Annotated in this window: 23 protein-coding genes; 2 read left to right on the top strand and 21 right to left on the bottom strand. The window is 46.3% G+C overall.

The features are described from left to right. Positions 1-88: 88 nt before the first annotated feature. The 6 genes from ACFVVF_RS02280 to ACFVVF_RS02255 form a co-directional block, all read right to left on the bottom strand. Positions 89-1171, bottom strand: coding sequence for a hypothetical protein (locus tag ACFVVF_RS02280; RefSeq protein ID WP_387805000.1), 1083 nt, complete (start codon positions 1169-1171; stop codon positions 89-91). A gap of 313 nt (positions 1172-1484) precedes the next feature. Then, positions 1485-1817, bottom strand: coding sequence for a hypothetical protein (locus ACFVVF_RS02275; RefSeq protein WP_387804999.1), 333 nt, complete (start codon positions 1815-1817; stop codon positions 1485-1487). A 316-nt stretch (positions 1818-2133) separates the two neighbouring features. Next, the gene (locus ACFVVF_RS02270) at positions 2134-3357 is read right to left on the bottom strand and encodes an MFS transporter (RefSeq protein ID WP_387804997.1); all 1224 of its coding nucleotides are present in this window, start codon (positions 3355-3357) and stop codon (positions 2134-2136) included. Positions 3358-3379: 22 nt separating this feature from the next. Then, entirely contained in the window at positions 3380-4411 is a 1032-nt protein-coding gene (locus tag ACFVVF_RS02265; protein WP_387804995.1) for an ROK family protein, read from the bottom strand. 14 nt (positions 4412-4425) lie between these two features. Beyond that, entirely contained in the window at positions 4426-4992 is a 567-nt protein-coding gene (locus tag ACFVVF_RS02260; protein ID WP_387804993.1) for a flavin reductase family protein, read from the bottom strand. Between the two features lie 2 nt (positions 4993-4994). Next, entirely contained in the window at positions 4995-5606 is a 612-nt protein-coding gene (locus ACFVVF_RS02255; protein ID WP_387804992.1) for a DUF1349 domain-containing protein, read from the bottom strand. Positions 5607-5791: 185 nt separating this feature from the next. Here ACFVVF_RS02255 and ACFVVF_RS02250 point away from each other — a divergent pair, with 185 nt between their 5' ends. Then, positions 5792-6379: a sugar O-acetyltransferase gene (locus ACFVVF_RS02250; protein WP_387804990.1), complete on the top strand. Its 588-nt coding sequence runs from the start codon at positions 5792-5794 to the stop codon at positions 6377-6379. Between the two features lie 134 nt (positions 6380-6513). Here the strand turns inward: ACFVVF_RS02250 and ACFVVF_RS02245 are convergent, their stop codons facing one another. From ACFVVF_RS02245 to ACFVVF_RS02200, 10 genes are all read right to left on the bottom strand, one after another. Then, complete coding sequence (locus ACFVVF_RS02245; protein WP_387804988.1) at positions 6514-7242, bottom strand: Stf0 family sulfotransferase; 729 nt, start codon at positions 7240-7242, stop codon at positions 6514-6516. A 22-nt stretch (positions 7243-7264) separates the two neighbouring features. Further along, positions 7265-7822, bottom strand: coding sequence for an adenylyl-sulfate kinase (gene cysC / locus ACFVVF_RS02240; RefSeq protein ID WP_387804986.1), 558 nt, complete (start codon positions 7820-7822; stop codon positions 7265-7267). Positions 7823-7977: 155 nt separating this feature from the next. Further along, on the bottom strand, positions 7978-8247 hold the full coding sequence (locus ACFVVF_RS02235; RefSeq protein WP_387804984.1) for a CD3324 family protein: 270 nt from the start codon (positions 8245-8247) through the stop codon (positions 7978-7980). Positions 8248-8509: 262 nt separating this feature from the next. Next, on the bottom strand, positions 8510-9856 hold the full coding sequence (locus ACFVVF_RS02230) for an FAD-dependent oxidoreductase (RefSeq protein WP_387804982.1): 1347 nt from the start codon (positions 9854-9856) through the stop codon (positions 8510-8512). An 89-nt stretch (positions 9857-9945) separates the two neighbouring features. After that, on the bottom strand, positions 9946-10398 hold the full coding sequence (locus ACFVVF_RS02225; RefSeq protein ID WP_387804980.1) for a MarR family winged helix-turn-helix transcriptional regulator: 453 nt from the start codon (positions 10396-10398) through the stop codon (positions 9946-9948). Between the two features lie 74 nt (positions 10399-10472). After that, positions 10473-11036 (bottom strand): TetR/AcrR family transcriptional regulator, encoded by a 564-nt coding sequence (locus ACFVVF_RS02220; protein ID WP_387804979.1) that lies wholly within the window; start codon positions 11034-11036, stop codon positions 10473-10475. 158 nt (positions 11037-11194) lie between these two features. Further along, positions 11195-12310, bottom strand: a complete 1116-nt coding sequence (locus ACFVVF_RS02215; protein ID WP_387808750.1) for a CynX/NimT family MFS transporter — start codon at positions 12308-12310, stop codon at positions 11195-11197. Positions 12311-12464: 154 nt separating this feature from the next. Then, on the bottom strand, positions 12465-13151 hold the full coding sequence (locus tag ACFVVF_RS02210; RefSeq protein ID WP_387808747.1) for a FadR/GntR family transcriptional regulator: 687 nt from the start codon (positions 13149-13151) through the stop codon (positions 12465-12467). A 163-nt stretch (positions 13152-13314) separates the two neighbouring features. Further along, positions 13315-14526 (bottom strand): GNAT family N-acetyltransferase, encoded by a 1212-nt coding sequence (locus ACFVVF_RS02205; protein ID WP_387804978.1) that lies wholly within the window; start codon positions 14524-14526, stop codon positions 13315-13317. Positions 14527-14718: 192 nt separating this feature from the next. Beyond that, positions 14719-15588, bottom strand: coding sequence for an AraC family transcriptional regulator (locus tag ACFVVF_RS02200; RefSeq protein ID WP_387804977.1), 870 nt, complete (start codon positions 15586-15588; stop codon positions 14719-14721). Positions 15589-15786: 198 nt separating this feature from the next. Between ACFVVF_RS02200 and ACFVVF_RS02195 the strand changes: the two genes are divergently transcribed. After that, a complete protein-coding gene (locus ACFVVF_RS02195) occupies positions 15787-18180 on the top strand; it encodes a glycosyl hydrolase family 95 catalytic domain-containing protein (RefSeq protein ID WP_387804975.1) in 2394 nt (797 codons plus the stop codon). 123 nt (positions 18181-18303) lie between these two features. Here the strand turns inward: ACFVVF_RS02195 and ACFVVF_RS02190 are convergent, their stop codons facing one another. The 5 genes from ACFVVF_RS02190 to ACFVVF_RS02170 all read right to left on the bottom strand — a co-directional run bounded on the left by ACFVVF_RS02190 (position 18304) and on the right by ACFVVF_RS02170 (position 22536). Beyond that, on the bottom strand, positions 18304-18558 hold the full coding sequence (locus ACFVVF_RS02190) for a DUF3977 family protein (protein WP_387804973.1): 255 nt from the start codon (positions 18556-18558) through the stop codon (positions 18304-18306). 216 nt (positions 18559-18774) lie between these two features. Beyond that, positions 18775-19569: a CPBP family intramembrane glutamic endopeptidase gene (locus ACFVVF_RS02185; RefSeq protein WP_387804972.1), complete on the bottom strand. Its 795-nt coding sequence runs from the start codon at positions 19567-19569 to the stop codon at positions 18775-18777. Positions 19570-19723: 154 nt separating this feature from the next. Then, on the bottom strand, positions 19724-20464 hold the full coding sequence (locus ACFVVF_RS02180) for a MerR family transcriptional regulator (protein WP_387808745.1): 741 nt from the start codon (positions 20462-20464) through the stop codon (positions 19724-19726). Between the two features lie 307 nt (positions 20465-20771). Next, a complete protein-coding gene (locus ACFVVF_RS02175) occupies positions 20772-21662 on the bottom strand; it encodes a carbohydrate ABC transporter permease (RefSeq protein ID WP_387804970.1) in 891 nt (296 codons plus the stop codon). A gap of 19 nt (positions 21663-21681) precedes the next feature. After that, positions 21682-22536 carry an ABC transporter permease gene (locus tag ACFVVF_RS02170; RefSeq protein WP_387808742.1) on the bottom strand — a complete coding sequence of 285 codons (855 nt, stop codon included), beginning with the start codon at positions 22534-22536 and terminating at the stop codon, positions 21682-21684.

The following is a 22536-nucleotide window of genomic DNA, read 5'->3' as shown; positions in this document are numbered from 1 at the left end:
TAGTGCCCTGCTGGCAATGACTGAAAAAGGTGTCCCAAAGCCTGCGACTTATGGGACACCTTCTTTGCTAGCTGAGCATTGAAAATATTTATTGAATATCCGTTATGATCCATCGGTCTTGATCCGTAAGTACAAGCGTAAAGGTCAGCTTATATGATGTACCGTTATCAAGCGAGTATGTTAGAGCAATAACCGATTCTTTTTTCAACTCGTCCAGTTTAATTTCTGTCAGATAATCCTCTGCTCGGGTCGTTATCAATTGAGAAATATTTTGCTGCCAGTCTGCATTTACGAAGCTGGTCTGCTCATCGGTGCAATCAGGGCATATCTCCTTGAGACGGCCGGCAATTTCATTCGACAGCCCGTCATCAATTGTCCGGAGAACCGCGTATTGCTTGACGACTTTCATTCGCTCATCCGGATAATCGCCTACGTCCACCGTCGTTTTAGTCGGCTCAAAGCCGCCATTTTGCCATTTGAATTCTCGCGTTACCGGGTAATACAGAACATCGTAGTCCCATCTTTCACTGGTATAACCGTCATATTGGCCGTCCTGGTCCGCATCAACCAGCTTGTCTTCTCCGGCTCCTGTAACTGCCGTGCTGCTCGTCAGCATAACAAGCTCATTCCCGTCAAACTCAACAAGAGCAAAGCCGTTCATCTCAATTTCATTCGTCAAACTCAGCTCAAGCACAGGCTCTTGACGGTCCTGCAAGGCAATCTCTCGAACCTGTACGGCTTCATAACTTCCGCTGCCGTAAGGCTCACCGACCGTCGTAACCTTGCCGTTTACCTCTTGTAGCACATAGATGCTGTCGAGCTCCCGGCTGTCCCCTTCAGAACGTCCAAACGCCGCTACCGCTTCCTTCGTGCCGTCTCCATTCCAATCTTCATTGGAGAAAAACCATAATTGATCTTCCGCAAGCCATCCCTGCTGCTCCATAAAGCCTGCATACAATGCCGGCACTTCAAGGCCGTCTATCGTTTTTGAAGAAGCTGTAACTTCTGTTGGATTAGGCGTATCCGTATTTTTTATTTCGGTATGGGCAGGAGTCGAGTCAGGTGAAGGAATTGCCGTCGATACATCCTCTGGGCCCACCTCCGATTTGCCGCATCCCGCAACCATGATGCTTAGAACAATTAAAGCCGCAATAATGAAAACTCGTTTCATTTGACACCTCTTAGTAAGGATAGTAATAACATCAATTCCGGAAAGCATAAGAAATCGTAAGTACTCACATTTCCTGTTTTCAGACTGGAAATAATCTTGCCTCAAATTATTTCTATAAATATACGATTCTAATAGGAAATTCTACCATAATTCTTTATTGTAAAATAGCTCCATTACAACAAAATTGCTCCGCGTTCCCACTGGTGGCTCGCGCTAGCATATGAAATTGTGCGGATTCTCAGCACAAAAAGGGACAAGCACCCGGCATGTCCCTTTTCTCTGATGTTGTATGAGAGCTAACTAGTCAACGTCATTATTTAAGCTGGCCACAGCCAGCACATAACTTAGCATTCGGTGTTCTCAAGGGCTTCCCACAATGTCGGCAAGCTTCGCCATATAAAGAAATTCTGTGATGCATGATTGCATTGTGATGAACTCCAGATAGCCCAGTTATTTTTTCATATTCCTTTACGACAGGGATGAACTTTTCCTCCACAGATATAATTTGAAGATGTAACCCATGTTCTTGTCTAAACTCTTGAGATGCTGTCATGCAATCACCAAACAATTTATGAATTCGAAGATATTCCTCTTCATCTAACATTGGCATTTCACATTTACAACGCCAGCACCACATCATTTTCATAGTTTCATAACTCCGTTTTTTCAATATGAATTAAAGAAAACACTTAGGAGCACTATGCAATCCATTTAATATAAAATGTTTCAAATATAGATTAACACCATGATACATATTTTCGCAATAATCTACTCCGCGCCTGACGATATGAATCAGTGCATCACTTTATCCCCTGACGCAAGCGAATTGTTTCTACATCCATTTGGTTAATGTAGTATAAAAATCATAAATATCCATTAATTTATATGTACTTACAAACTAAACTACAAAAAGAAGGGGATTGAATGTCCCCTCTTTAATTATTCCCCCTTGAATTATAAAATCAACGCTCGCTCGCTTCCCCGCCCTGTTCTTCCCCAAGCGGTCTGGCCGCATGCGACAATAAGCCGGCAATCGCCACCCCTACAAGTACGACGAGCAAAGCGCGAAGCAGCCCCACCGATTCCCCGATAATGCCTAAAACAGGCGGTCCAACTAAGAATGCAAAATAAGCGAGCGTGGTCACTGCCCCTACTCGGGCGGCAATGCCGCGAGGATTATCTCCTGCCGCTGACAGTCCTACAGGGAATCCGAAGGCAGAGCCGAAGCCCCAGAGAAGAACGCCAACAGCGGCGAATCCGAAGCTTTTGCCGAAAATAACGATAAGCAGTCCTGCTACAGCAAGCAGCGCGGACGTCCGCAGGACGGCAACCCGGCCGAACCGGTCGAGCAGCTTGCCTCCAAGAGCACGGCCAATCGTCATTGCTGCGACGAACAAGCCGAACGCGAATGAACCAGTAGCCGGTGTAACGTTATACCCGTCAACAATGACAAGCGGGAGCCAATCATTTGCCGAGCCTTCCGCAAACGCCATGCCTAGTACGACGATACCGATTAGTATCGTACGCGGCTCCTTCCATACTGCCATGCGCTCTCTAGTCGTCATAGGCGGTTCGCCGGAACCGGTCTTGTTGTCCTGTGCCGTGCCGGCTGGAACCATACGATACAAATAAATAATAGAAAGCACAACGATAACTGCTGCGATTGCAAGATGCGTATGGACGGGAATACCAGCTTTGATCGCAGCGGCTCCCGCAATAGCGCCAATCAACGTACCCGCGCTAAAAGCAGCATGAAAGCCGGTCAGCAGCGATTTTTTGGCTGCATGCTCGACTTCCGTCCCCTCGACGTTCATCGCCACATCACATATGCCATTGCCGAAGCCGAATATGGCCAAGCCCAAGAAAACCATTACGCCTTGTGCCAGCCATGAGCCGCCTAAGCCTACTGTAATAAGACCAATTGAGCCGATAGCCAAACCGCTTACCATAACGAATCTCCCGCCAAAACGGGCTATAAAATGGCTGGCGCCTAGCAGTCCGATTATAGAGCCTGTAGCTAAACCAAATATAATCCATCCCATCTCATTCGTAGAAGCACCAAGCGCATCCCGAATCGTAGGCGTTCTAGATATCCATGTCGCCGTCGAGAATCCCGGAAGCGCAAAAAAGAAATAAATGGCGATACGCCATAAATGTATTTGTCTCGTGTTGAGCGAATGTGCCATTACGTTACGTTCTCCTTACGTCTTAACGCCGTTTCTCTACGAGCTGAAGGTTATAGCTCAAGCTTTCAAGAGTGACGGCAATTAATCCATTCATATAGTCATCATGCGGATGCTCCAATACGATCAATTGCGGCATATGCTCATCAGGAATTACTCCCTTACATAACTTGAGAATTCCTTCGATATACGTCTCGTTCACCAGTTCTCCCGTCATTCCGATGGTCTCCGGGTTGATAACGGCTATGATCGACATAATCGTCTTGGCTGCTAACGGAACGAAAGCCTCTGCATCGTGGAACTGCCTCCACTGTTCGTCTCGTGAAATGCCGAAGGGCAAGAAAGAAATCTCTCCCGCAAATTGAGTCGTTCCTTTATGAATATGACCGTTAATCATCATGCCTGCCCCCGGGAAGTTGTTTCTAGGGAACGTGACCACGGCAATCGTCTTGTCTTCATCATAGTTCTGCTGCTTGAAAAAACCGTATACGGTTAAATTCATATCGTTGTCGACAGTAACTTCAACCTCGAACAGCTCTCGCAGCCTCGCCTCAAGCGGAACATCAATAAGCTCGGCGATATCGCAAACGTTAATAACCCCTTGGTGAACGAGACCCGGAATGCCGATTCCGACTGCCTTTATTTCAGCATGCTTGGCGATTAGTTCTTCGACTTGCTGCTCAACCGCGTTCGCATCTGCGAGCTCCACCTCAATATATCCTGCATCTACTGCTTCGCCGTACAGATTAGCTACCGTGTAGGTCAAAGAATGCTGGCCGCCCTCGGAGCTGATGTAAATACAAGCGATATAGGCAAAATTGGCATTGTAAATAAAACGTTTGGCCGGCCGGCCTCCGTTCGGCTGCTCCATCTCCGTCTCGATGACTTCTCCGGTTTCGAGAAATTCATTAAGGATCGTGCCGCAAGTCGCTACACTTAAGCCGGTGGCGCTTGCAATCATCGATTTCGTGCCTTCCTTCATCAGCTTCAACGCCTGCTTGATCAATTCCTGATTAATTTTTTTGACACGGATCGAATTATTCGTAATTTGACTCATGACATTCCCTTCCCCTATTTATTGACATAGAGCGGGTGTGTCTTCACCTCGCTGCGCTGATCCAGCGTCCGATACGTAGAGCGCCCCAAGTAAAGCGGAATCTCCAGCTTCGCAAAGTCAGGCAGCCCGTCCTCCAGAAAACAATCCTTGTCCTGATAGCGCTGCAGAACTTCGCCCGCAATCCACTCATGATCGCCATAAGTCGTAATGTTCATCACCTTGCACTCATAGGCAAAATAAGCATCAGACAGCACAGGAACATCGACTTTGAGTCCTTCTTCATAGCGGATATTGAACTTGTCGAATTTATCGATATCCCTGCCGCTGAACGTTCCAACCGCTTGAATGACCTCTGAGCAGCTGGCCGGCAAAAAATGAACGCCAAATACACCGCTTTGTTCAATTAATGAATAGCTGTATGTTTCTTTGCGAAGCGATATTCCGTATATTGCAGGCGACGACCCGATGTACGTATGCCAACCAGAAGCCATAACGTTCTGCTTCCCGTTGAAGCGCGACGTAACGACCGCGACCATCCCCGGATACGTATGCATAATCTCATCATTTATCGGTTCTCTCATGCTTAAGCTCCCTTCACTGGAGGATCGGTATGCAGATCTTGATCGGGTTCTGTAAAGCTCCAACGGGTAAAAGCAACCTCGAATCCGTCCCGCTTTGGCGAACAGGTGTAAGGGCCGGCTTTATTCCCGCTATCATATGGAAAACGGGCGACACGAAGCGTACGCCAGCCGTGTTTCTCCGTACGGGCTCTAATAATAACGGCATCCTTCATAATAGAGGCTCGGAGCGTGACTTCTTCTCCCGCCCAATCCGGTACAGCACACAGCGACCAGTCTGAATAGCCGTCCGTCACGACTGCGGCAAGCTGGGGAATGCCGTCATTAAGCTCAATTCCTGTTTTGATCCATTGCTCAGGACCTTGATACATCAGAATGCCTGCCTGATCGTAGAGCTCACTAAAGCTATCCAGGCGGAAGGATACTTCTACTGCGAAGTTGGAGTCCCAATCTGCCAATAACGCGGGACCGTCCTCAAATTCGAAGCCGTACAGCGTTTTTTTCCAAAAGTCTTTGCCTTTCTCAGGTATGACCTTCAAATGACCGTCCTCGATTCGAGCCGACAAAGGCGGATTCATCCATGTCCCTTTATCCCAGTCTGTTCTTGTAATCGTCATCGCTATATCCTCCAAGCGTCATATTTTTCACTTGCGGTTTACGTTCGAATGCCGTTATGATAGTTATCGCAAACACTTATTAAAACCTTTTTAAAAACCATTAGGATAAGAGGAATATACGGATTGGCGAATAAATTGTCAAGCAATATTTTAAAGAGGAAGTACATACAACAGGAGGTCTCTTCATGAATGAGAAAGAGAAGGCAAGCAAAGGCATGCTCTATGACGCCAACTATGATGCTTCGCTGATTGCCGATCGAAACGAAGCAAAGGATATCTGTTACGATTACAATCAGCTGCGCCCCACCAATATGCCCGAACGCAAAGCACTTATTAAGAAGCTCATCGGAAAAACAAGCGACAGCTTCCTTATTGAACAGCCGTTCTGGTGTGATTATGGATACAACATTGAGATTGGCGACAATTTTTACGCCAACCATCACTGTACGATTTTGGATGGAGCTAAAGTGACATTCGGGAACAACGTCTTTATTGCCCCGAACTGCGGTTTTTACACGGCCGGACATCCCTTGGATGTCGAACAGCGAAATCAAGGGCTAGAGTACGCCTACCCGATTACTGTCGGAGACAATGTATGGATTGGCGGCAATGTCGTCGTATTGCCCGGCGTAACGATTGGTGAAAACACCGTCATCGGAGCAGGCAGCGTCGTGAACCGGGATATTCCTGCGGGCGTTATCGCAGCGGGCAATCCATGCCGCGTCATTCGGGCGATTACAGAGGAAGATAAGAAGAAATATTGGCGAGATTAATACAGCTACGTCTCCTATAATGAGAAAAAAGGCTTCCGATTACGATCGGCAGCCTCTTCCCAATAGCTATGCAGAATCATAAAATGCAACGCGAACATTCCAGCGGGCAGCAATATCCACACAGCGGCGATCCGTTACCATTTCACAAATTCCCAATCCTTCTGCCGCTCTTCTCGGAACCGCTGCACCCACTGCTCGGATACTTCGTCAGCCAGACGGTCGAAGGATGGCGGATCGACCTTTACGCCTTCCGTTGGAAGCCCCAAATACTCCAGAACACGCAGAACCGTTCCTTCGTAATCAAGAATAAAATCTTCATAGACAATCGTTAGGGGCACAATGCCCGACTCCGAGAAGAAATCTTCAATAGCAGCCTCGCACATCGAACCGTCAACGAGCAGATGATTGATGGCATCAAAATTATATTCATCGTCAAAGTTATATTCCATCGGCTTCTCTCCGAAGCCTCGGTGCCATTCCCCAGACACGATAGCGCGCCACCAGGATACGGCCATTCTCACCTTATTGCGGCGAGTCATATAAATGTGCTTCGTACAATTCGGAAAAGCAGTACTCCAAACTTCGGCGTTATGCGTTTCTGCCGGGAGCTCGAACATTGTGCGAAATGCGTCCACCCATCTCTGCTCATAATTGATTTTGATACCGAACACGCCGTTTGGCGTCGTTCCTTGCTGCCAGATGAGTTCCAGATCCTCGCGCTTCAATGTGGCCGAGTCCCGGTGCTGGAAATGCAGCCATTCACACGGATCGCCTGCAACTCCCGTTGACGCCAGCGCTTTATTCAGCAGCGTGCTTCCTGTTCGTTGCGAGAACCAGATCGTATAGCTTAACTCAGGTTTCATAGAGCATCCTCCTCTTTCACTTTCATTGCAGTCTACATTGAACAAATTGAACAAGCGTGTCGACGCATTGCTGTAATTCAACGCCTTCCGTATCGATCACAAAATCTGCATCAACCGGCGGTTCGTAAGGGGCGGATATCCCCGTAAAATCAGGCAATTTTCCCGCTAAGGCCTGACTATACATTCCCTTCGGATCTCGCCTTACACAAGAGTCCAATGCGCATTTCACATACAGCTCCGAGTAATCCTTTGGCTTAAAAAATGATCTCACCACTTCTCGGAAGGAGTCCATTGGCGTAATGAATGGAGCCAATACGAACATTCCTGCTTGTACGAACAACTGAGCGACCTGTGCTGCCCGGCGAAGATTTTCCAGCCGGTCCGCTTCAGAAAAACCAAGGTCGCGATTAAGTCCCTTCCTCAGCTCATCTCCATCCAATACAACGCACCGGACACCTGATTGCAGCAATCTTTCTTGAACCCCATTTGCAATCGTCGATTTACCGGAACCCGGCAAGCCGGTGAACCAGACAACCCCGCCCTTATGTCCATTCATAACCTCTAATCTCTCTCTAGACACCTTGCATACACCCCTCCTCCCTTTGGAACGTATGGATAATTGTAACAAGACGTACGAAGCAATCCTATGCCATAAACAAGTATGATAAGTTCTTTACCTAAAAAAAACCGCAATGGATTTGCATCCAATGCGGTTCTTTAGTTCCTGCTTCTCATTCAATTAGATTTACGGTACACAATTTTCTTAATGCTGTCACAGGACAGAAAAAACTGGTCTGCCAGTTGATCAATCGTAGCGCCTTCCGTAAAAATCCGGCGAATGGATTGATTTCTTTGCTGGATATATTGTCGACTGCCTGATTTCACGCCCCATCCCGTCTTCTTCCCCTCAGGTCTAGGCACGTAAATCGCGGCACCATGAATATACTTTTGGATTTCCTTCAGCAATGGTTCAGGCAAGATCATATCTGCATTTACATATTTCATGATTACTCTACTCCTTAAAAATAAAATGAATTTTAAGGCAGCAAAGTCTCCATATAAACCGGTTCCATCCTTCAGGATGTAATGGCGGTCTTTATTTCCTCAGCTCTATACAAACAACCGCCGTTGTTTATCGTGTAGACTTTGCATAGAGCTTGCTCTCTTTATCCTCAGACATTGAAATTTTCCTCCTCACCCATTTAGGATTAAAATGTATATTCGATTTACAGTCCCTCAATACCTTTCCAAAGTGAGGAAATTATTGTTAAGAAATACTGCATACACCCGTTTCCGGCAAGTCCAGCTCTACTTTCAAAGCCGCTTCCAGGTCACCTGCCAGATAGGCAACGACAGACCTGACCTGCTCATAGCCCGTTGCCATCAAAAATGTCGGGGCACGCCCGTAGCTTTTCATTCCTACTATATAAAAGCCTTTCTCAACATGCCGCAGCTCTTGCTCCCCGTGAGGCCTTACCGTACCGCAGCTATGAACATTCGGATCAATAAGCGGCGCAAGAGCAGCTATACTTTCCGTCGCCGGATCGATGCTTAGCCTCAGTTCACTTAAGAATGAAAAGTCCGGCCGGCTGCCCGCATTCACAATCACTTGATCCAGATCGGAGATGACAAGAGCCCCCTCCTTATGCACACCCGTTAGACTCATTTTTCCGTTTAACATCTTTGCTTTCTGAATTCGAAAAGGGGTAACGACCTCTACACGCTTGGCGTCCACCAGTTGATGAATACGGCTGCCTAGTTCGCCCCGTGCTGAAAGCTGGTCATTCGCTTCGCCGCCGTAAGCCTCTGCAACGCTGCTTTTCCGCATTATCCAGATGATTTCGGTCGCTGAATTCAACGTCTGCAAATCGGCGAGGTCCAGCAGCGTATTTAGAGCGGAATGCCCGCCTCCGACAACTGCAATCCGCTTGCCGATAAATTGATCACGTTCCGCTCCTTTCACATCCGGAATGCCGTAATAGACCTTATTAGATAATGACCGTTCTTCATTCGTCCATACACCGCTTGCATACAACGGGTTGGCATGCCCCCAAGTCCCCGTCGCATCTATGACTGCTTTCGCTTCATAACGGATCAGCTCGCCCCCCGCTTCCTCCGCATACACCTCAAAAGGCAGTTTCTCGCGATGAGCTGATTTCATCAGATCCGTATCTTTTTTGCTGACGGCAACGACTTTACTGTTCAGACGGAGCCGGGATTGAATGACAGGCAGCTGCGACAGCGGGTTTAAGTAGAGGTCCAGCAATTGCTGACCCGTTGGCAGCTCCTCTTCCGGCGGAGCCGTCCAGCCCTGCGCGGCCAGTAACTTGGCGGCTGCTTTATCAACGTTATACTGCCATGGGGAAAATAACCGGACATGTCCCCATTCGGTTACATGCTGGCCAATTTGAGCGCCTGCTTCCAGCAAAACAAAGTCCTCTCCGCGTTCGGCCAAATGGGCAGCTGCAGCCAATCCGATAGGCCCTGCGCCAATGACGATCACAGGCAGTGATTTAGAATCAGAATGACTTGCGGCCTCGTGCCTGGCCTGGTTCACCGGAGCAGTCGTGCAGCAAGAATTGGATTGCGTTTGAGTAATGTGAATGGATCTCATGGCAATAACCTCCAACTAGTAGATTTCACTTGCAGTTGCATTTAACTTGCAATTTGCAACTATTAATTCAAAATCATGAGGTGAATTTCTCACCCCATCGGTGTACAGCACATTTTGGATTTGAGCATACTTTCATTCAGCAGCTTTAGCGACCGGATAACCGTCTCTTTCTCGAAGTCATTCATGAAGGAGAATACTTCATCGAGATACTCATCCATCATATGATCAATTGATCCGGCGACAAATTTGCCTTCTGCCGTTAAATGAAGAATGTAAACTCTCCGGTCTTCCGGCAGCGCCGTTTTTTTGACTAAATTTTTTTTGATCAAAGTCTGAACCTGACGGCTGAAAGTTGTAATATCCATTCCAAGCGATTCCGCAACTTGCTGCATCGAGGGCTCATGCTGCCGGTCGATTTCATATAAAATATGGCTTTGTATTAACGAAACCTCGTTGCTGCCAATTGTACAGCAGTTTTTGTTCAGTAAGCCGAAGCGTCTGGCAGTAAGCTGAAGCAGTTCTCTGGGATTACTATTTTCCACCGCCTTCACCTCCTGTTATGGTTATACAATTTTTATTTGCAAATTACAAGTTATTTTCAAAAGAAACAGTAAAACTATTTCTTCAACAGCACCGGGATGAAAGCAGCCGCATTACGTAAAGCATCCCCATTTTTATAAGTAAGTGAATGTGTAATCGAGCCTTCAATCAGCGAATTAATGAGAACCGATAATTGAACAGCTCTCTCTTTCCCATAGCCAGCTTCGATCAATTTTTGCTCATAAATGGAGATCCATAGATCAAAAGCATTCTTGGATGCCTGCCTTAACGGTTCACTCTTCAATGCCGTCTCTGCCGCAATTAGACCAATATGAATGCCTTCAAGATGCTCAATATCGTCAAAGCCTTCTCCGATCTTTCGAATATGAATCTGAATGGCTTCCACGACGTTGCCATATTCAGCAAAATCGCTTGTAATTTGGCCAGCGACAAAATCAGCCATTTTGTTAACCGATTCGATAGCCAGCTGCTCTTTCCCGCCAGGAAAATGATAATACAAGGAGCCTTTCGGAGCATTGCTTTCCTTAATAATCTGATTAAGCCCTGTAGCGCTATAGCCCTGAAGTTGAAATAAACGGGTGGCTGTCGCTAGAATCGTATCCCTCGAATCTTTTTTCATCGTATCATATCACCTCGCTATTATATAGACTGGTCTATTTAATAGTATATGTTAATGTTGTAAACGTCAACATCAATCATTTTAACAAAGGCAGGGAGATGAATCAATGAAGCCAGTGATTCATCTCCCTGCCTGAAATAGCCAGTATGTGCGTTTCTTTATTGTTGAATCGTACGATTTTTAGCAGCTATAAGTCCAAAGCTTAATATAAGCACAATAACAACAATTAGAGTATACAGCGGGGTGATCCAAGAATGTGTAATATCATGCAGCACCCCAAACGCAATGGGTCCTAGTGCTGCCAGCATATAGCCGACAGACTGCGCCATTCCTGACAGCTCCGCTGCTTCCTGCACATGAGTGGAGCGAAGCGTGAAGAACATCATAGCCAGACTGAATGCGGCTCCGCTGCCTATGCCAAGTATAATCGTACTGAATGAGGCAATCGTATTACTGCCATAGATCAATCCGATAAGCCCTGCAAGCAGCAGGACAAAAATGATCCCGACAATCCATCTCTGATCCTTGAGCTTGCCTGCAATAATCGGCACAACAAAGGTGACTGGCATTATGGCAAATTGCATAAACGACAGCATCCACCCCGCCTGCTCTGCGCCGATTCCGCGTTCCTGCAAAATTTCAGGAAGCCAAGCAGCAATGACGTAAAAAACCATCGATTGCAGGCCCATATACAGCGTAATGCTCCAAGCAAGCTTATTGCGCCAAAGCGACTTTCCTTTTTTCATCGCTGAGATTGAGACTTGTGCACTTGCAGCTTCCTTCGATCTTATCAGCCATAGTATAGTTGCTGTACCGGCTAGTACGGCCCATATCATGAGGGAGCCGCGCCAGCCCAGGCCAATGGAATGAGCAAGAGGAACGCTGATCCCGGAAGCAAGTGCACCGCATAGGTTCATTGCGACTGTATAAAAACCAGTAACTAGGCCAAGCTGACTCGGAAATGCCGTCTTCACCAAGCTTGGCAGCAATACATTACATACGGCGATCGCCATACCGAACATTATCGTTCCCAGCATCAATAGGAAGACTCCGCCTAAAGAGCGGACAATAATACCAACCGTAATCGTTAAAGCAGACAGTGCCAGCACCCGCTCTAATCCAAACCGTTGAGACAGCTTAGGAGCAAAAGGCGACAGCAGCGCAAAAGCAATGAGCGGCATAGCGGTGATAACGCCCGCCAATCCGTTAGAAATGCTCAAATCACCCTTAATGTCGCCAATCAGCGAGCCGACACCTGTAATCGGCGCGCGCATATTAGCTGCTAATATAATTAAGCTGATAAGCAAAGGCCAATTCAGCCAGCTTGCTTTTTGCTCTTCAAGCTTTTGATGTGCGACGGCTTGTTGTGCAGTTGTACTCATAACTCCTCCAATACCGGCATTGGACGGCCGGGTTTATCTATATTTTTTATATTTCTTCATATCCCAGTGAAGACTTAGACACATCAATGTACTGTGTGACAGCCTCACCAGCAGCGCTGATGTTCCCTTCAATAATGGCTTGGACTGTCTTTTTATGCGAAAGCAGAAAATCCTCATTGTGATCCGGATAGCACCCTGATTTCTGTATCGTAAGGGTAACCGCATCAATGACATGCATGTATAATTCATTCAGCAGTTCATTATGTGCTGCTGCTACGATCGAGATATGCAGCTTAATATCAGCAGCAACAAAAGCTTCATGATCGCCGCCTGCTGCCTCACGCTCATAATCCTGAATACACTGCTTCAGGTTTTCAATATCCTCATCATCGCGGCGTAATGCAGCCAGCCTGGCGGCTTCCCGCTCCAATGCATACCTGACCTCTAACGTCTTGAGCAGCTCCGTCTGTTCTATCCGCTGCTGCAGGACGACGCCCAGCTTGCTGGAGGATACCACGTAGGTCCCATCTCCCTGCCTTGTTTTCAAGAGCCCGGCATGGACAAGCGCACGCACGGCCTCCCGCAACGTATTCCGGCTGATTTGCAGCTGCTCCATCAGCTCCTGCTCTGCAGCGATTTTTTGCCCCACAGGCCATGTGCCTGATTCAATTAGCTTCTCCATCTGCTCGGCGGCCTGCTCGACCAAGGTCATGCGATTGGTCTGTTTTAACAATAATCTCACCTTCTTAAACGTAGGATGTTTGGTTTATTGGTACAATATCATAGAATTCAGCATTTGTAAACTAACATCTGCAATTGGGCAGTATTACATAAGTGTGGAACAAAAAAAGAACCTCCTCTACGATAACAGCCCGTAAAGGAGGTTCTTCATTTTATTAAAAATAATCCGAGAAATAGGGAGTCTGCTGCTCGATAGCATCCTCCAGCATATCTACCGTCTCAGGAGAGCAGGAAATACGCCCGATTTTGTGAAGATAGTCTGGTCTTTTGTAACCCATAAGCATCGTAGTCAAAGTTTGAATATCAATTCGGTCACTGCATTTCTCTGATGTTCGAACGACTTCCCCTTTCCCCTCTGCAGTAATGCTGAGCTTGAAAACCCCTTGATTCCATGACAGCATAGGATCATCAAGCATAAACGTCCATTCACGGTCCGTCGTATCGGTCTTGAATGGATATTGCACAATGAACTGCTCCAAATCAACGATGCGGGCCATGTAATAAGGCGAGATCGTTTCCTTAATGTCAGCATCCTCTAATAGAAATGCTAATGGTTCATCCGTATAGGTATTACCGATGACTTTAGAGATCATGGAAAAGTGAGCACTAATGAAATTCCATAAACCGCTGCGCGCTTCTTCACTGACGAAAATCATATCCTTTATATGAAATACCTCATCCGCTATCCGATAAAGCACATAGCCGTCCGGCTCATCTTCTTCATTGTAATAAATGGCAGCCATAATATCATCCGACTCCCATAGCCAATACTCATTCCACAGTACGTCGTTTCGGAGCAAGGCGCCATGTGTACGAGTCGCAAAGCGCTCATACGCCTTTTTCACCTGGTCACTCTCTACCGTAACACGCACGATTTCCCCGGCAACCTGCTTGTTTTTAGGAAGCTGATAGTCATTGATCTCATACGTAATTTTATCGGAAATGATCTCCCAGCCCTTACGGCGATAATAAGGAATGGAGTATGGGAAAAGGAAGGATATTGACTGTCCCCGGTTTTTCATATTTTCCAAAGCCTGATACAGCAATTTATGCATCAATCCTTGGTTTGCATATTCCGGATATGTACCAACGCCTGTTAGTCCGCCCATTTCGTAGGTTTGATTAAAAATACGCACCTGCAGCGGATAAACGGCCGCTTGAGAAATCAGCTTGTCTTCGTCAAACCAGCCGAGCACATCGGCTTGCTCCAATGCCGGCGATTTCGCCCGGATAATTTCATCCTCTTCCCAGCCGATTTGATGCAAGTCACGATAAGTCACTTGAAATACATAACGCAGCAACTGATTATATTGCTTGAGATGCTCAATGCCGACTTTCTTGATCTTTAATTGTTTTTTCCTGCTCATATTGTATCCCTTTCTATAGTATCGCTATTTGGCTTAAGTTCAAAAATTATTGCCATATCTCAAACAAGACCTTAGTTCCAATTTATTCCTAGCTCCTATTATAGGCGGCATTTATTAAGACAAAATTAATTCCGTCACCTAAATCAATTGTAACCGATTATAATGCGGCAAATCCAATTGGGCGGCTGACACCTAGTTCTCTGTATGTTGCGATCGGTAACGAGCCGGAGATTGGCCTGTTACCTTATGGAAAAGTCGCGAAAAATAATGGACGGAGCTAAAATGATATTTCTCTGCAATTTCCGTAACGGTTAGCGTGGTATGCAACAAATCCTCCTTTGCCCTCCCGATTCGAAAACGTTGCATATATTGAACAGGGGAGCAGCCTGTCGATTGACGGAACAGTTCAAAGAAATGTGCGCGGCTCATCCTCAAACTCTTGTAATATACTTCAATTTTTTTAGGGATGTCGTGCAAAAGATCATGCTCCAAAATTTCTACTATATGAGTAATTCTTCGGTCTGGAATCTGTTGTTCTTTCAACTGGCTGTTCAGAAAATAATCAATAAAGGTTTGAAAGTTCCGCTGAATCGTCAGGCTGCGCATGAAGGTCTGCTCATTGGTAAAGTTCGCATTTTTATAAAAGTCCTGGAACAGGTCTTCCCAGACTCGCAATGATTCCACCATAGTGACTTCGGGGATCGGGTACGGGAACGACGGTCCAATCAGCTTCTCTACTAGCGGCTGGGGCGGATAGCATACGGGACAAGCAGTATCAAATTGATGCTCCCGATTCATATAGTGCCAGTCAAAGTAACAACATATATGCACCATCGGCTCCTGCGAATCAGCCAGCCATTCATGCAATTGACCGGCCGGCATATATACGAGCGCTCCTGGGCCTAATCTCTTGCTTTCTCCGCGGCTGACCAATGTCCCATACCCTTCGCTGATTAAATAAATGGAGCTGGTGTAGCATATCCGCGGTGAGCTGGACTGTCCCTTGTAAAACGGATATCGAGTCGCTAGATATACATAGGGATGTAAAGAAGTAAAGTTCATGCGGGAGCTCCCCTTCTGGCTGTTACAGTTTCTTTTATATTAAACCTTTGTCTTGAAAATTTGCAAAGCAGTGCTGAGACGGAAGCAAATTTGTCCGACAATCGTGCAACTTATAGACGACCTGCTAAATACTAATGCTATCTCTCTCTGATACATTTGGAACAAGAATTTAGTCTAAATGAAGGAGAAGAAAGGATAATGCTGAAGACAAATGTGCAACACATCGATTTATATAACAACAACGTTGGATATGAACGAGCAGGACAACATTTCATTTATTTTAACGGTCCGGCAACGGATTTTTTTGAAGGCGCTCTATTAGGCAATGGAGGCTTAGGAGTTGTCGTTACGACACGCCCCGATGCGGTATTGCTGCATTTTGGCCATAATAATGTCTGGGATATTCGCATCGCCGAGGAGCACCGGGACGAAATCATGACTTTTCAAGAAGTGTATGAACGGTTGTCTGCTTTGCCTGCTGACCTGCCTCACTTGACAGACAATCCATGGTATAAGGAATATTGCGAGATGGCTGGGAAGAATTATAGCAAAGCCTATCCAAAGCCAATGCCTTGCGGCACTTTGCTTCTCCGATATGACCGCCGGACAGCTGAAGTGCTGGGACATACCGTGCATATTGTGAATGGAAGATGTACAATTGATTTTCTGATCAATAATAAGCGCGCTGTCTTAGAATTATTTGTTGAGGGGAGCTATGACCGGGTTTGGATGAAGGTTACCGATACAATTAGCGGCGCTGCGGTTCCATTATTTACAGAAATCAAATTGCTTCCCGATCCAGAAACACCATTGGAATTCCCTCAAGCAGAAATTACTAAAGATGCAGCAGGAGTTATATCATTCACACAAATACTCCCTTCTGTGGAACTGCATGCTGCTCCATATACACCCCATGAGAAAGACAAAGCCTTTCGACTGGCAGTAAGAACATCTGATCTTGCTGCGGTAAGTCAGACTGCAACAGAGGCTGGCGTTTTCGCTTGTGCTGAATTATGGGAAGGACTTTATACGGATGTTCGAGCTGTACCGGAGACAGTACCACCTAGTCTTGATGGCTACAAAGCGGCTCAGATTGAGACGGCTGAATGGTGGTGCGACTACTGGAATAAATCAGCAGTTATTCTAAGCGACAATTTTTTGGAAGAAATTTGGTACCGGAATTCATACTTCTTCAATTGCTCTGTAAAAGAAGGCGTAACCTGCCCAGGCCTCTTTGCCAACTGGAGCTATCGTACTATCGGTGCGGATTGGCATGGCGACTACCACATGAACTATAACACGCAGCAGCCGTTCTGGCTGGCATTTTCCAGTAATCATCTGGATAAGCACCTTCCCTATGTCGATATGGTCGATCATGTGCTGCCCGTTAGCCGCAGCTGGGCTCAGCAGTACTATGGGCTGCGCGGTGCTTATTTCCCTCACTCCGCCTATCCGGTGGAAATGACGATGATGCCTTATCCTGTGCCTCATTGGGGCTGGGAAATTTGTGAAACCCCTTGGACGGTGCAAAGCCTCTGGTGGCACTATCTCTACTCCATGGATAAAGACTTCCTTCGGGATCGGGCTTTTCAACCCATCAAAGAGGCTGTTCTGTTCATGGCGGATTACATGAAACGCTTGGAAGCCCGTGGAGAACGATGGAGTGACGATAACTATCACATCTTCCCTACTGTTGTCCCGGAGCTCTACGAGATTACACCAGGATTCGCTAAGAACAGCGATTGTCTGATCGATCTAGCACTCACCCGTTTTCTTTTCCGTGCTTTTTCGGAAGCATGTGTGGTGCTGAATGTGGAAAATTCTGAACAGCAATTGCTGATTACAATCAGAGAAATCTTGGACCACTTCCCGGAGTATCCTACAGCAGAATCTAAGCGCGGGCGGGTGTTCGTATCGGTTGAAGGTGAAGATCCAGAAGTTGTCTATAATGTGCCTATTCCCGTGACAACCGTTTTTTCGGGAGAGCACCATGGCCTGCACTCACCTGAAGAAGAATACCAGACTGCAGTGAATTCCTATTTGAATCACCGGAACGAAGGCGGTAATGAATTGGTATTCTACAATCTTGCAGGCGCGCGGCTCGGAGTTCTAGATCTGGAACGCTTTAAGAGGCAGGTTCAATACTGCCTGCTCCCCAACGGTACTTGTACGGATCGTGTTTTGATGAGTGGAGGACGTTACTCGGATACCGAAAATTTCGACTTTATGTCAAGGATGGGAATCTGGTTTGAAAACTTCGCACTGCCTGCAGTTATTAACGAGTGCCTGCTGCAAAGCTATAACGGACATCTTCGTTTCTTTCCCAATTGGAATGGACAACAAGCAGTGTTTCACACGCTTCGGGCGGTGGGCGGTTTCCTTGTAAGTGCGGAATTCAAGGAAGGCGAGACGACGTGGATTGAAATCGTCAGCGAGGCGGGATCCGCTTTATCCTTCTATATTCCTTGGGTTGATGGTGCATTATGCACCTCATCTTCCGGTGAACAGCACATCGCTACCGGCGCAATGGGGACAATTCCAACAACACCCGGCGAAAGAATTACAATTGTTAGGAATCATACTACAGAATAGATATTTACTAGAAAATGGACATAGACCAAGAAGAATCTAAACCCGCGAAAAGCTTTGTAAAATCAAGGTTTTTCGCGGGTTTTAATGGTTTATCTTTATCTCTATATTAAAGGGGTGATAGATTCAGTCATGATGACGGGAATGATGGCTAGTAATTCTAAAAATAAATTTAAACGCACTCCGCTTTTTTTTCATTCTTTTTAAACCCTCTTTGGAATCCCAGATAAATACTTTCTTTCCTAACCAAATTCTAAAATAAACAGAATGAAAAACAATTGGCTTAACTATTCCCTTTTGCTCAAATTCTGTCCCGTCAGCAAGTTCTATTTCTGTTCGAACTAACCAAGTGTTTCCTATGCCAACCTCGATATATTTCAAGCCGGACGACCTCTTTCATCACAAGGTATCAATTGGTTTTATAATACCATATATTGCAACTATACTAGGCGTTAGCTCAACAGCTGTTCTCTTTTTCTGTCCAAAAGATAGGAATGTCCACGTAAAAAAGCAATGAGCCTAATGTGGGCTCATTGCTTCATCGTATTCACTATTCACCGGCTCTGGTTTCAATCTACCGGATTCAATATTTGTTAGTTACACGCTCTGATCGCCAGTGCGTCGCTTTTCACGGCGAAGAATGATCGGAACCGTAATTGCTGCAGCGATCGCCAATAATGGAGCTGATATACCAGCAATGGGAAACGACGACACACCATGCGAGATGACGCTAAAGTCCCAGAGTCCGTGCAAGAACATGGCGAACACGATCGATCCGGTAGACCGCCGGGCAAGGTAGAAGATCGAACCGAGACCGAAAGACATCATTACCTGAAAAGGGGCATGCGACGCTCCGACACCTAGGAACATGTCCGGCAGGTGGAATAATCCGAACATCGCTGATGAAAGCAACCAGACCCCTGTTTCACCGAATCGACTGCGCAGTGCGACTATCAATTGACCTCGGTGGATAATCTCCTCATTGAAGCCGACTAGGATGCTGCCGACGATTAGATACAGCCACATGAGGGATGTTACATGGGAGAAATCCCCAATCAGCATGTTCACGATCGCGATGACCATCATGATAATCGGGAGAGTCATCGTCCATCTTGAAAGACTCCGCCTTTCAACTAGGCTGGGACGCCACCATCTGTAGATCGTGACTACTGCGAAGGCCAGTACGGCTCCGCCGGACATTGGTGCTACGTACCAGAGAAGAAGGGTCTGTTCACTCTCGCCTAATCGCCTGTAGTCAACACCGTTGAGCACGAAGATCGCGTAGAAGACTGCGATGTAGAGGAAATATCCGAGAACACCCCAACTTACACGGGGACGAACTCGAAGGGCGGGATTCAAAGATTTTTGCAGCATATCCTTATTGTTTGACATTATAAACACTCCCACTATAAATTAATCTTTTCTTTCGTCTTGTTTTCTATAGATGTGATGACTTGTTTTGAAGAAAAAGCGCAGGGGAAAACAAAGTTTGGAAGTTGAATCCAATCTTTCTGTATGTTGCTATGACTACACCTTGGAAATCCCTTTACCTCCCTTCGCCCTCTATTAGAATCAGATGACGCAACGCTTCAAACAAATAGTTGATAAGCTCCGCCTGAATGTGACTTGGAGACTCCATTGCTATCAAAGTTTTTCCCGTTTCGCTCATCCCCAGCTCCTCCAGCGGTTGTCCGAGCAATTGATCGATTAACCGCTTCAGACTTCGTGCACATTCCTGCACAAGAGGGTCTTCCGGGTGCAACCCTTGTTTAGACATCAGGAGCAGATCATTAAACTTAATCATGATCTCAGGTTCCATGCTTGCTCCCCTCTTAAACATCGATTGTACAAGTGCATCCGGCAGCCGCTCGGAGAATCGTTGCTTGACCTCTCCTTCATGTTGGATGGAATGAATCGTCATCATGATGAGTTCGGGATCCAGTGTATGATTTTCCTTAACGATTGCGCTTACCCGTTCTATCGTTGCCACAACGTGTTGGATGTGCTGCTGCTTCTGCAGGAGCAGCTCATGCTGCCTCTCCAGAGAAGCTTTAAAATCGCTGCCCTCCCCCTCCAAATATTCTTTAATTTCATCCAGGGAGTAATCTAAATATTTCAAGGCCAATATTTGCTGAAGACGCAGCAAATCCTCATCGGTATATGTCCGGTATCCCTGTTCATTGTAGCTTGGCTTAAGCAGTCCCTTGTGATCATAAAAGTGCAGCGTACGTTTCGTCGTTGAGGTTAATTTAGCGAAAGCTCCTGCCGTATAATACCTTTTGCTGATCCTTCTCAGCTCCTTTCTAGCGTCAGTATACGGGGTAACGTTACGTTATAGGCAAGCTTTTTTAAAAATTTGCTGTTAGCTTCGTCATCAGAGCAGCAATTTTTTTTCAATTTATTTAAGCGAATACCGCTCTGCTTATTGTGCTTTTTTTCAACGGTTGTTCCAAAAAGCAAACGGCACAGGGATTTCCCCTATGCCGTTTCAGATTCTATTTTATTCTTGCTCTTTTTGAGCTGAACTTAAACTTAATGATATTGGCCAAGTGACACGCCTTTTATAGTAACATATCATCGTGACCTGCACAGGGTCAGCCCTTGACACTTCCTAGCACGAGCCCTGAAGTGAAGTACTTTTGCAGGAAAGGATATACGAGGAGTATCGGCAGTGTGCCCACGAACAGCTGGGCTGCGCGGGACGTTCTGGCATTTACGAAGTTGAGCAAATCGGAGTATTCTCCTCTAGCCATACTGATAAAATTCTCAGGATTGATAATGATCGTCTGCAAATAGCTTTGCAGCGGATAATTTTCCGTACGGTTCATTAAGATAAGACCTTCAAACCAGGAATTCCAATGATTGACGATACAGAACAGCGCTAATGTGGCTAATGCCGGCTTCGATAGAGGTGTAAAAATTCGCCAAAGCACCGTCCAATGGGTTGCGCCATCCATAAAAGCCGCTTCCTCCAGCTCTTTAGGCAAACCCCGGAAAAAGTTGAGCAGCACGATGACGTTAAACACAGGCAGGGCGCCAGGCAAAATCAATGCCCAGATGGAGTCGATCAAGCCGGTTTTGCTGATGACCACATACCACGGGATCAAGCCCCCGCTGAACAAGATCGTCACGAAAAAGAACCAAGCGTACATGCCGCGCCACTTGAAGTTTCTTCTCTCCTTGGACAAGGAATAGGCGGCAAGAATCGTAAGGAACATATTGACGCTAACACCGAGTACGACCCTTTCCACAGAAACCCAAAGCGCACGAGAAAACTGTTCGGACTTCATGACAAACTCATAAGATTTCAAATTAAAATCAATAGGCAAAAATTTCACATCCCCGGCTGCAACAGCGGTGCTTCCGCTTAATGAGGTTGCCAGAAGATTAATGAACGGCAGCAGGCAGAGTAACGCTGTAAGCGCCAGAAAAATGTAATTGCCTGCAACAAACAGTCTTCTTCCGAAAGTGTCGTAGCGATTCATGGGGAATTCATTCCTTCTATTAGAATATGCGATAATCCGCAAACCTTGAAGCCAAATAGTAAGAGATCGAGATTAAGGTGAATGAGACAACAGATTTAAACAATCCGATCGCCGTAGCCGGCGAATACTGCGTCTGTTCGATGCCTAGCCGGTACACGAACGTGTCGATGATGTCGCCCGTCTCATACACGGAAGCACTGTATAAATTGAAGATTTGATCAAAACCCGCATTCAGTACGTTTCCGAGACTCAATACGGACATTAGGATGATGATGGGCATCATTCCTGGTAATGTGATGTAGATCATCTGCTTCCATCGGTTAGCCCCATCGACGCGGGCTGATTCATACAGCGACGGATCAATGCTGGTCAGTGCAGCCAGGTAGATGACCGTTCCGAATCCGAACCCTTTCCATATATCAGATACAATCATCGTGATCGGAAACCAGAAAGGATCTCCTAGAAAGTAAATGGGCTCGATACCGATCAAACCGAGTCCTTGGTTAACGATTCCGTCCGAAGGAGACAGAATATCGATCAGTACGCCTCCCATAATGATCCAAGACAGAAAATTAGGGAGATAGATGAGCGTCTGGAATGACTTCTTGAACAGTGATTTCCCTACTTCGTTCAATAGTAAGGCGAAAGTGACCGGCACGACGATCATGCCTACGATTTTGAACAATGCGATCGTCAGCGTATTCCATAAGATTTGCATCGAGCCGGGCATATAATAGACGTATTTGAAGTTGTCAAAACCGACCCACGGCGAGCTGAATAAATGTGCCGGATTAAACTTCTGAAAGGCTATGACGAGTCCAACCATGGGAAGATAACTATAAATGAGTACAACAATGACCGAGGGAAGCAGCAT

This window comes from Paenibacillus sp. NPDC058174, from assembly GCF_042883865.1.
Taxonomy (GTDB): domain Bacteria; phylum Bacillota; class Bacilli; order Paenibacillales; family Paenibacillaceae; genus Pristimantibacillus.
This window is presented reverse-complemented; position numbering and strand designations above follow the sequence as displayed.